Annotated in this window: 10 protein-coding genes and 1 pseudogene; 3 read left to right on the top strand and 8 right to left on the bottom strand. The window is 45.8% G+C overall.

Annotated elements, in window-relative coordinates:
- Positions 1–1,480, top strand: a 1,480-nt coding sequence (locus tag RMO52_RS23855) for a cadherin-like domain-containing protein (protein WP_310419333.1), incomplete at its 5' end; no start/stop codon positions are given.
- Between the two features lie 211 nt (positions 1,481–1,691).
- On the opposite strand, the gene RMO52_RS23850 is transcribed toward RMO52_RS23855, so the two are convergent.
- Positions 1,692–2,027 (bottom strand): hypothetical protein, encoded by a 336-nt coding sequence (locus RMO52_RS23850; RefSeq protein WP_310419330.1) that lies wholly within the window; start codon positions 2,025–2,027, stop codon positions 1,692–1,694.
- Between the two features lie 196 nt (positions 2,028–2,223).
- Here RMO52_RS23850 and RMO52_RS23845 point away from each other — a divergent pair, with 196 nt between their 5' ends.
- Positions 2,224–4,575, top strand: coding sequence for a DUF1796 family putative cysteine peptidase (locus RMO52_RS23845; RefSeq protein WP_310419326.1), 2,352 nt, complete (start codon positions 2,224–2,226; stop codon positions 4,573–4,575).
- 29 nt (positions 4,576–4,604) lie between these two features.
- On the opposite strand, the gene RMO52_RS23840 is transcribed toward RMO52_RS23845, so the two are convergent.
- The 5 genes and pseudogenes from RMO52_RS23840 to RMO52_RS24910 form a co-directional block, all read right to left on the bottom strand.
- Positions 4,605–6,116 carry an acyl-CoA synthetase gene (locus tag RMO52_RS23840; protein ID WP_396135094.1) on the bottom strand — a complete coding sequence of 504 codons (1,512 nt, stop codon included), beginning with the start codon at positions 6,114–6,116 and terminating at the stop codon, positions 4,605–4,607.
- A 498-nt stretch (positions 6,117–6,614) separates the two neighbouring features.
- On the bottom strand, positions 6,615–6,908 hold the full coding sequence (locus RMO52_RS23835; protein ID WP_310419321.1) for a hypothetical protein: 294 nt from the start codon (positions 6,906–6,908) through the stop codon (positions 6,615–6,617).
- A 122-nt stretch (positions 6,909–7,030) separates the two neighbouring features.
- The gene (locus RMO52_RS24915; RefSeq protein ID WP_396135095.1) at positions 7,031–7,279 is read right to left on the bottom strand and encodes an N-acetylmuramoyl-L-alanine amidase; all 249 of its coding nucleotides are present in this window, start codon (positions 7,277–7,279) and stop codon (positions 7,031–7,033) included.
- A 640-nt stretch (positions 7,280–7,919) separates the two neighbouring features.
- The gene (locus RMO52_RS23830) at positions 7,920–8,825 is read right to left on the bottom strand and encodes a CPBP family intramembrane glutamic endopeptidase (protein ID WP_309744762.1); all 906 of its coding nucleotides are present in this window, start codon (positions 8,823–8,825) and stop codon (positions 7,920–7,922) included.
- Positions 8,826–8,878: 53 nt separating this feature from the next.
- A pseudogene (locus RMO52_RS24910) lies at positions 8,879–9,024 on the bottom strand (IS982 family transposase); the annotation flags it as partial.
- A 76-nt stretch (positions 9,025–9,100) separates the two neighbouring features.
- Here RMO52_RS24910 and RMO52_RS23825 point away from each other — a divergent pair.
- Positions 9,101–9,352 (top strand): hypothetical protein, encoded by a 252-nt coding sequence (locus RMO52_RS23825; protein WP_310419318.1) that lies wholly within the window; start codon positions 9,101–9,103, stop codon positions 9,350–9,352.
- Here RMO52_RS23825 and RMO52_RS23820 read toward each other — a convergent pair.
- Together RMO52_RS23820 and RMO52_RS23815 are read right to left on the bottom strand one after the other, a co-directional pair.
- Positions 9,327–10,427 (bottom strand): tyrosine-type recombinase/integrase, encoded by a 1,101-nt coding sequence (locus RMO52_RS23820; RefSeq protein WP_310419315.1) that lies wholly within the window; start codon positions 10,425–10,427, stop codon positions 9,327–9,329. The two genes, RMO52_RS23825 and RMO52_RS23820, sit on opposite strands and share 26 nt — an antisense overlap.
- Before the next feature lie 391 nt (positions 10,428–10,818).
- On the bottom strand, positions 10,819–11,043 hold the full coding sequence (locus RMO52_RS23815) for a hypothetical protein (protein WP_310419312.1): 225 nt from the start codon (positions 11,041–11,043) through the stop codon (positions 10,819–10,821).
- Positions 11,044–11,214: the final 171 nt, after the last annotated feature.

Here is an 11,214-nt window from a genome sequence, read left to right as displayed (position 1 = left end):
CACGCTGTTCGTGATCGGCAATCACTTCAACTCCAAAGGTGGCGACCAGCCGCTGTTTGGTGTCAACCAACCACCGACGCTGACGAGTGAAGTGCAACGCAATCAGCAAGCCACGATCGTCAAAGATTTCGTGCAGGGTCTGCTCGCGACCAACCCCAACGCTAATATAATTGTGGCAGGCGATCTGAACGACTTTGAGTTTTCCAATCCCCTGACCATTTTGGAAAGTGGGGGCTTAAATACTTTGGTCGAAACCCTGCCAGCCAATGAACGCTATACCTACAACTTTGAGGGCAATGCTCAGGTACTGGATCAAATCCTGGTCAGCAACAATCTATCGAGCAAACTCGATGGCTTTGATGTCGTTCACATCAACTCTGAGTTTGCGGATCAGGTCAGCGATCACGATCCTGTAGTTGCCCGCTTCAATCTAGCCGTACCAAACAAAGCACCGACGGCAGTTAACCTCGCCAATCCCGTCACGACACTAGCCGAAAACACTAGCACCGCGACTCGGCTCAAGGTTGCCGATCTCTCAGTAACCGATGATGCTCTAGGCACCAACGTTCTGAGCCTCAGCGGAACTGATGCTAGCACCTTTGAAATCGATGGCAACGTGCTGTACGTCAAGGCAAATACCAGCCTCAACTTTGAAGGGAAATCCAGCTATGCGATTAGTGTTGCTGTGGATGATGCCACAGTTGGCAATATGCCTGATGCTACTACCAACTTCACGTTAGCACTCACGAATGTCAATGAAGCTCCAACTGCTATAGATGACAACGGCTTCACAGCTAACCAGAGTGTCGCCAAATTGATTCCGGTTGCAACTCTGCTCTCGAACGACACTGACCCCGATGCCAATACTACTTTATCGATTCTGTCCGACGGATTTAGCGATGCCATTGGTGGCAGCGTTGCCCTCAACGGGAGTAATGTTGTCTTCACTCCCATCTCTAGCTTTAGTGGTACTGCCAGCTTCAAATACACTCTCAGTGATGGTATTCTCACCAGTCAAGCACTTGTGACATTAGCAGTGGGCAAAACATTAAACGGTGGTAATGGCAAAGACACCCTCACTGGCAACGATGGCGATGATAACTTAGATGGCGGTAATGGCAAAGACACGCTGTTTGGCAATGGTGGTAACGATACTTTGTTCGGCGGCAATGGGGAAGATCTTCTCTGGGGTGGTGATGGCAATGACCTGCTCAATGGTGGCAATGGCGACGATCTGCTCAATGGTGGTGCAGGTCGCGATACTTTTGTTCTTACCCGCAATGGTAACGGCACCGACACGCTTCAAGACTTTACGGTTGGACAAGATACGCTAGGCTTAGCGGGAGGGCTGAGTTTTGGTCAATTGAGTTTTACTAATGTCAGTGGCAGTGCGGCAATTCGCTTTGGCACTGAGACGTTAGGGCTGTTAACTGGAGTGAGTGCCGATCTATTAGTAGCCAGCAGTTTCATCACGGTTTAACGATTATGGCGATCTACTTGCACCGTTAAATAGTGGTTCAACCCCCCCCATTAGTGTAGGGACTGATGGGGTTTTTTGTAGCAAATTTTAATTACAGAATATATACACAAAGTATTTCTGGGCTGATCCTGTAGCTGTTCTTTATCCTGCTTACCTACTTACTATTAACTGCCCTAGCAACCGTTAAGCATTGGCAAATAACCCCAGCCTGTTACCAGTCTTCAATCAGGTCGTGTATTATCTGATAATCTTTAGTATTATTCTGCTGTTGATACAATCTGGCTGCTTGTTGCATGTCGGCAATTCCACCAGCGCGATCGCCCAAAAGTTCGTTCTTCAGTAAACCGCGATTGACGTAGGCATCAGCATTTTGGGGGTCAAGTTGAATAGCTCGGTCAAAGTCAGTTAATCCCCCATAAATATCTTGGAGCTTACTTGCTTTCAGCAAGCCACGATTGTTGTAGTCAGAAGCAGTGGGATAGCGATCGATGGCACGGTTGTAATTAGTTAATGCTTCCTGGAGATCTTCAAATTCAGTAGATAGCATGGATGTCTCTTTGTGAGAGTAATCTTACTAACTTGATTATACCTTGGACATTTAGTCACCTACTATGGGCGATTGTCCAAAGGACAGGGTTATTTTTAAGACAGAAGTTATGCGCTCTGTGTGATAGTCTATCGAGACATCCGTTATCACGCAGCCTTTTTGTCTTGCACCATAACCCGCTACCCGCAAAAAACCGATGTATCAATTTCAGGTTATTGCACACACCCAAACTGGCGAATCCATTGCCTTGGTCGGTTCTACACCCGAATTGGGAGCGTGGGACATTACCAGAGGTATTCGCCTCCGCACCAGTGGCAATTGCTATCCTTTATGGTGGACAGATACAGCAATCGATATTCAGCCATCTGCTGAGTCAATCGTGGGCGAAGCCTCTGCTGCTTCTGAAGCCGATCCGATGCAGAATCGCCAGAAAGTAGAATACAAGTATGTAAAGCTCGATGCTCAAGGCTTTGGGCGGTGGGAATCTCTAGGTCTAAACCGTTGGGTGCAGATCGATTCTGAGGATCGGGCTAGTACTATTGTCATTGATGACGGAGCATTTGGTTATTTGCAACCTTATCCATTTGGATATATTAAAGAACATCCCGTCAAAACGCCCTTGACAGCGAACACTGAAGGTCAAAAAATTCTGGTCATTGGTAGTTCTGTTGCTGTAGGTCAGAAAGCATGGTTACTAAAAGGTTGGGCATCACTCTTGGGACAGGCTGTGCAACAAAAATACAGACACAGACTCATTAATGTATCAGAGGTCGGAGCGAACGTCGGCAGCACGATCGATCGCTTTGGGCCAGTTGTCACTCCCGAACAACCAGATGTAGTCATTATTGCCTTATCGCTGGGGAATGAAGGTCTTGCCCACTGCCCTGCCCATCAACGCAGAACCGTACAACGAAGATTTGAAAGCGGCTTACAGCAACTCTTACAAATGACTCGGGCACTCGGCGCACGTCCAATTTTGGGCGGAGTCTATCCACATGGTGACTATCGTGCCGAACATTACGAGCTATTGCAAGATACCCACAATCGAATGCTGACGTGGGGTGTGCCGATCCTCGATTGGTTGGCAGGATTAGATAATGGGCAAGGACGCTGGAAAGCGGGGATATCCTTCGACCCCGCTCACCCCAATACGATCGGACATAACCTGATGTTTGAGGCGATCGATCTGGATCTATTCCAAAGCGACAAAAACGAACTAGCTGAAGAACAGCAACGCTTTTGGCAACCCAATGAAGTCCCGATCTATCTTGACAATGCCGGATTCTCGATCTGCGCTTGTCCCGAACATCAGCGGTTGCGAATTAACAATCCATCCCAAAATAGTTACACCGTCGCACCCTATTGGCAGGAGTTACAAACTGCCCTCAAAAGTAAAGCAGGATTGATTCCTGGTATCTATATTGCCACCGATCGCCAGCCAGGAACGCTGCCTTATTTTGTGGTGCAATCAGATGGCTCGATCTCAACTATGGTGGAAATTTCGCCTGGTAGCGATCTGGAGTATGGTGCTGCTTTCAATCTGTTTGCGCCGAATAATGCCCAAGTTTTGTTTTATGACGAACATTTAGGTATTTTGCAACAGGACGATCGTCAATTGTGGGTGATTAACGAATCCGACCATGAGTACAATCTTCAGCCCATGTGGCAGGAGGTGCGGAGCGCACTCAGAGCTTTGCCAGAGGGTGTCTATGCAGATCCGCTGCATCCAGATCTGCCCTTCCGCACGATGATAGTCGGTCACAATGGACTGGAAAGCCGAGTCAAAATCCCACCCCAGTCTGCCGTGCTGTTTCAATACAAGTGTAAATTAGCCGAGATCGATCGGGTGGGGATTATTCCACTTGGCGATCGCTGTGCCGTGCGGATGATGCTCTACAAGATGGGGTACGATGGTCCCGCTTTTCCGTTCGATCTGACCCGCACTACCAATATTGCCGATATTGCGGATATCATCGAGAACGGCTTTGATGACATGTGGAATCCCGACTTGCTGCATTACGATGCCTTCATGCACCGCATCTATCACCGCAGGTGGGCGGGGTTATCTTTTGCCCATGAAGTTGAGGATGCCGAAAACCCGATTGATGACATGTCTCCGATTCACGAACGAATGCGATCGCGTTACTCCGCCCGCGCCCAGAGGTTTTGGTACACGCTCCAGCATTGTGACAAGGTGCTGTTCGTTCGCACGGGGATTGCCGATCGCGGTGGCGTGACCGATCTACTCGACAAGCTCACCAAACACTGTCAGGGCAAGCCCTTTCAACTCATGATTCTCTCGCCCCAATCTTCGGATGAGTTTGTAGATCTGCCCAACGTGTTGCATTACAACCTCGAATTCAATCCCGATCTGATGTATGACGATTTGGGACACTGGATGTATTGTACGGAGGTGATGCGCGGCATTCTCGATTCGATCGGGGTGTCTAGCAAAAATCTGTTCTGGTGTCCGCCCAATCCCGCCCAGGAACTACCGAAAGCCGATCTGGTAGGCGGGAAAGGTTTGAGCCGTTTGGAGGTTGGTTAGGGCACAATGCAACTCTACTCTAGCTGTTCCTAGCGAAATAGCTCCACCACTGCGGGTTTAGTTACCTTCCCCATCACATTGCGCGGTAGTTCGGTAACTACCAAAATTTGGGTAGGTACCTTGTAAACTGCCAATTGCTCTTTTGCCCAACTCCTCAAAGATGCTAATGTCAACTGGCGGTGCGGGTGCAAAACTAAGGCCGCACATACCCGCTCGCCCCATTCTGGATCGTCAACTCCCACCACCGCACATTCATGAATATCTGGATGCGATCGCAGTACTTCCTCAATTTCTAGAGCCGAAACCTTATAACCTCCAGTTTTAATAATATCTACGCTCATCCGACCCAAAATGCGGTAGTTGCCATTCTCAACTACGGCCAGATCTCCCGTACAGAACCAGCCATCCTGAAAGGCTGTGGCTGTAGCTTCGGGATTTTGCCAATATTCCAGAAACACGCCGTGGCTCTTGACTTGGATTTCTCCCGGTGACCCTGATGGAACTAACGTGCCATCCTCATCTACTAATCTCACTTCAACTCCTGGTAGGGGTACTCCCACATATCCTGGCAATCTTTGACCGTGTAAAGGATTCGATAACGCCATCCCGATTTCGGTCATGCCATACCGCTCCAGCAGCAAATGACCGCTAATACTCTGCCATTTTTCTAAGACTCGAACTGGTAAAGCTGCGGAACCAGATACCATGAGGCGCATTTTGGCGCAACCTGCTGACAGAATTTTTTGACGTTCGGGATTGGTATTTTCCCAAGTACTCATCAGCTTCACATAAATTGTCGGTACTGCCATAAATAGGGTTAAATCACCGTCACCAATGCACTGCCATACGGTTTCGGCATCAAATTTACTTACCATGCGGCACTCCGCCCCCGCCCATAGAGCACAAGTTAGGACGTTGATAATCCCGTGAACATGATGTAGGGGTAGTATGTGCAGAATCCGATCGCGTGATGTCCATTCCCAAGCGGCGATTAAGCTAGTCACTTGAGCTTGAATGTTCTGGTGGGTTGTCACTACACCCTTTGGTTTCCCCGTCGTACCACTGGTGTAAAGAATTAAGGCACGTCTGGCAAGATTTACTTCTGGGAGGCGATCGACAGGATTTGGTAAAGTTTCAGAAGTGAGGATCGAGCGTAAATTCGGTGCTTGCGCGTTCGAGTTGCGTAGGGCTAGAAGAATCGGGCGCAATATCTCCTCAAAGTCAGGGTGAGCAACAATAATCGATGCCCCAGAATTTACGATCGCATACTCCAACTCTGGGCGTGGATGGGAGACACATAGAGGTACGGCGATGCCACCCGCCCGCCAAATCCCCCATTGAGTGGCTACATAATCAAAACCAGGTGGGATCATCAGGGCAACTCTCTGCTCCTCTAGATCTTCGGTATCCTGAAGCAGATTTGTAGCTATTTGGCTGGAAACGTACAATAAATCTCTATAAGTAAAGGCTTCGACGTTCGGAACGAGAATCGCAATTTTTTCGCCATGTTCTTGAGCGCGATTAATCAAAGGGAGATGCACTTTTCTTTACCAATATTAGAGAGATCGATATTTATTCCGTCAAAACTTATGGCAACTTTAGGAACTCAATGCTTCAAGACAAGGTTACTTCTCAATTGAGTCTAACGTTAATCCCTGCTCGACTGGCGATTTCAGGTGCCCATTGTCATCGGCACTGGATGGCGATCGATTTTTAAAGAAATACCCCGACAACAGGAAAAGAGTCACGATCTGTCAGAGTGGGGTACACCCCAGATTGACAGATTTTGATACTTTTTAAACCATGCTCTGAAAATAGCTCAGGCATCAAGTTCTGGGCTTAACGTACTATTTTGTCCGAATTCTGCGTTTGTCCCAGATCGATCGAGGCTTCAATCTCCGCGACGGTGATACCAAAACTATCCGCAATCTACTGGCTTACCGCAAGGTTGGCGTGGAAGGGGAAATAGAGGAATTCTGGGTACCTACCGTTAGAGAGATACGGACTTTTAGAGTGCGATAACGCTATTTTTCTTTTTTTCAAAAATAATAACCAATTACTATAGATACTAAAGGAGTAATAATTGCCTTGCATCCTTCAAAAATATCTTTTCCAGCATTTGTATTTGTATTATCTGCCCAATAGTACATGCCCATCGATAATAAGAAAGCTATTAATAATCCAAAGATAAAGAGGCTAGCAAAATCAAGAACCTTGTCGCTAGTTAAAGGAGAATTTTTTGTAAAAATATGAATACTAAGAGCGATAATTACAATAGCACCACAAGCAACAATAGATATGCTAAACCAAAAAGCAAAAGAAGAATTATTCATTTTTAAGAAAATCCAGATCGGAATACCTGGGTAGAACACAGTTTAAATAGTCTATCGATTTGAAAGGCTTAAACTATCGTACCAAATTCTTGCCAATATGAAAAATTGACTACTTTCAAAAATCAATTTAAACTACGTTGAAGGAAGTCAATAATTCCCAATGTAATTGCTTCACTGAGCTGTTTTTTGTAATTTATATCAAAAAGTCGGATTTCATCTAGAGGATCGGTTATAAAACTAATTTCCACAAGACACTCCGCAGTAGTCAAAAGATGTCGATTTGGATCGAGTGTTCCCAATTCTTGAGGTTGAACTCCACGGTTATTATAGCCAGTTACGATCGCAATTCGTTGTTGAACTGAGGCAGCTATCCCTCTTTTATCACTCTAGGAGAGCTAAAATGGGAATAGAAGGCTGAAGAAGAGGCAGAATATATGACACAGCCAAGAGCAGCAGCACCGACGATTAGTGCAATCGATCGACATGCGAACCAGTATAGATCGATATTTCCAGAAGTTAGAAGCTATGAAGCATTCAAGCGAATGCTGATGGGAATTATCACGCCATCACGGAGAAAGAGTATAACAACAATTACAAGAATTGTTGGGTTGAAAAATAACCAATCATTGCATAATCTTATCACAGAGTCACCTTGAACAACAGCTTTGCTGAGCGTATTCGAGAAATTAAACCTCCAATCTAAATCTGTCAGAGTGGGGTATACCCTAATCTGACAAACTATGACTTTTTTTCGGTCTTCAGGATACTTCCTTGCAAGCCAGTCAGGAAAAAGCTTTCAGCCTTAGCGTGCTATTTTGTCCGAATTCTGCGTTTCCCCCTAGAGCAAGAATTAAATGCCGCATTGCAGAGTCGAATTCCGCCAAAGCTCCGCAATTGAAGTCATCGGCTGGCAATTGATTTACACCTGATTCCCTACTACGGAAAACCCACGGACATCGAAGCCAATTACGTGTATCGTTCGATAGCCAAGGCTGGTACTACCTCGTTTTGTTAGGCCACGAACCCAGATAGAGCGGGGTAAGTGAAAAAAAGGAAATGAATAGCGTTGACTGAAAAATGTGTAAGCACAGATGCCTCAATGTGTCGAGTTCGACTATAAACTAAGCCGTATCCCAAACCGGCCATCGTGGCTAAAATTACGTATTTAAAGCCTCCTGCAAAATGAGCGATGCCGAACAGTGATGATGCAACGATCAAAGCGATAACAGAACCATAACGATAGCTTGCCAAAAGGATGGAAAGCCGAGTCTGTATAAATCCTCTGAAAAAAGCTTCTTCTGCAAGACAAGTAAAAAAGAGGTTGATCCAGGCCCACTGTAAAAAGAACTCCCCAAATTTTAAATCTGGACGGACATACCCCATAACGACGGAGCTTGGTAGCAGACAGGCAACAATGAGCCAGACCCCCACCAAGCACGTTTTTACCGATGCTTTAAACTCACGCACAGTCCGAATCATGACCGTTCCCAGCAATATGTAGAAAAATCCAATCAGCGCCTTATCGAAGTCCAAAGATAAGGAATATGGAATGCCGTCCGCACTTATTATCGAATTTTTAATCAAAGCAGGATTGTGAAACCCTGGTACCCAATGGCTCATGAAGCCTATCGACAGGACAGTAATCAACATTGCTCCAACAAGCTTGAGAAAGGATCTTTCTTGGCGAAGAAGCATAAATCCTGAGGAAAAAACAAAGATTACGGGAACTGCAATAAAATTAACGTATCCGTAAAAAACAGCCGAGACTAGAGTCAGCAAAAATAAACAGATACTTCCGTAGGCATACTTCCAATTAAACAATTCTCTCGGTATCCAAACACTGGTAATAGCGGTTGTAAGCAGGCCAAAAACAACGATTTGGCTATTTTCAATTGGAACAAATGGAAGATATCTCATTCTTATTATTCTGGTGGCAGTGGTTTAACTATTAATTCAACGTGAGTTCGACGCTAGAAAATGGCTGGGGGAAGTGATTCAAGACCTTTATGTTCCAAATCCAAACAAGGCTTTTTGGGGTAATAAGAATAAGCAATCAAGCCAGAAATCAAGTTAACCGTGACAAGTTAAACCGACTGCGATGACGGGAATGCTCAATGTTTAGAGTTGTAACGGTGCAGCTATCCAATCGATTGAGATCGGATAGTTGCAGTTAATGTGGTCTCAAAATCGCGATGATTGCAGTCCTGAGTGATTACTATTCCAGGTCGCTACAGCTAGGGGCGGCGATCGCGATCGGCAGTGCGATTTTAGGGATGAGATTTCAAGTCAATTCAGCTTGGTTAGTTTTAGGTGGAGCCGCGATCGGCTGGCTGGCTTTTCACTGGGATATACAATTTAGTCTACTACTCTGGTTAATAGCGATTGAAATCTGCATTATTCAGACATTAAAATATACACCTAATCCACATCCCGCTGGGAAATAGCATCAGCAAGAGTCTTCGCAGCCTTACCCTGCAACTGCTGTCGCCCATCATCATAGCGAATCAGCGTAGCCAAATTCTTATGTCTGGAATGCGCCTGAGCAGAGCGCACATTCCCACCATTAAGATCTAGCAATGCCGTAATACTAGAATGTCGAATCTTGTGTGGACTTACCACCCGCTCGATTCCCGCCGCCGCCGCCAATCCCCCGACGATCTGATACAGCCTATCTACACTCAGTCGGGTATCTCGACTAGAGACAAACAGAGCTGGACTCTTACTCTCACCCATACTCGCCAACCAATCAGAGATCGCTTCAACTGTAACAGTCGCCAGATCGAGCGGTTCTTTATCGATTCTCCCCTTCCCTTTGAGATAAAGCCGAGCCTCCAAGGCGTGAAAATCCGCACGATCTAGTCCACACACCTCAGCCCGTCTCAAGGCATTGTCCCACAGCAACCGCAACATCGCATAATCCCGCTTACCTATGATGGTAGAACGATCGATCCCATCCATTAACGTCTGAAATTGGTCGAAGCTTGCGCGCCGCCTAGCGGCGGTCGAGATCCCCCTAGTATCTTTATAACTAGTCGCCTTCACCGACTTAATAGCTTCCAATCTAAAAGCACACAGTTTGCGCTTGTATGCATGAGTAACAAACGATTTCAACGCTGCCAGCCGCGCATTCACCGTTCCTGCTGACAACTGGGCTTCGAGTAAATGTCCCCGATAGGCAATGACATGACCGACCTGCTCAAGGCAGCGCTTCGCTATCGCCTCCCGTTCGGGCAGTTGAAGAAAAGCTAAAATCGTCTCAGGCGAAACCGATACTTGGAATTCCCGCCGGAAAAAGTCTCTGAGTCCCGCTGCATAGGATCTCCGCGTAGCAGGTGAGATTTGCAGTGCTAAAAACTCATCCCAGACTCCTGGGGCAACAGGTTTAGCCATCAACCGATTATCCACAGCAGAGCCTTCCCCAAGAGAACTTAGTGGAGGAGTGCGGACGATCTTAATTGCTGGCAAGTTAATCATCGAGAGAGCTGCTAGTTTTGAAATACTCGGTTCGAGCAACGTCAATGGATAGAGATTGAGAATGCTCGATAGGGATCGGTTGGTTCAGTAGTAAATTTTGGCCATCGTCGCTGGGCAGAAATCACGATCGATCTCCTCAGTTAGCCAATAGAACGATTTTACCCTATCATCATCGATCGACAAGTAGGAAAAGGGTTGAAGATTGGTTGTCACGATCGCATGGCTCTAGCTAATTAAATTTTTATTTATAGCTAGAACTGTACGAGCTTGAAATTTCAGTCAACTCATTATCTAGAAATGACCGAGAGAAAGTACAATTTTTTCCTTTTCAAATGACCTTACCGATTAATTATGCAACTGTATCTAAAATTATTTGCTTTATCCGTCGGCTGCGTAAATTATATTCGATCGAGTAAGGAAACACAACAAAAATAGCTTAAAATCTAGTGCGGATCTGCCAATACTGCCGTAGCAGGCTGCTATCCCGCATCTCATAAGTGCGATCTGGACGCGATATAATCTCAATCGTGCCATCTTCCTCTAGAATTTGAAACAACCACTTCCAGCGTTCTAATGATTCTTCTGTACCGATGATTCGCAAAGAATTATCATCGTTATGTGACGGCTCATTTAAAGTTTTTCTGCGTTTGTGTTGACTCATAAATCTAATACATGAAAATCGTTTATTTTATGACTAAATTAATACGCTTCCAGCTCCAATAGAACGATTTTACCCCATCACTATCGATCGATGAGAAGGAAAAAGTCCAGGATTAGTTGTTGCGATCGCATAGTTCTAGCTATTATTATAAAATTAATTAGCTAGAACTAT

It is taken from the genome of Chamaesiphon sp. OTE_8_metabat_110, assembly GCF_031382685.1.
Taxonomy (GTDB): domain Bacteria; phylum Cyanobacteriota; class Cyanobacteriia; order Cyanobacteriales; family Chamaesiphonaceae; genus Chamaesiphon.
Note: the sequence above shows the minus strand (reverse complement) of the source record. Positions and strands in the feature narration are given on the sequence as shown.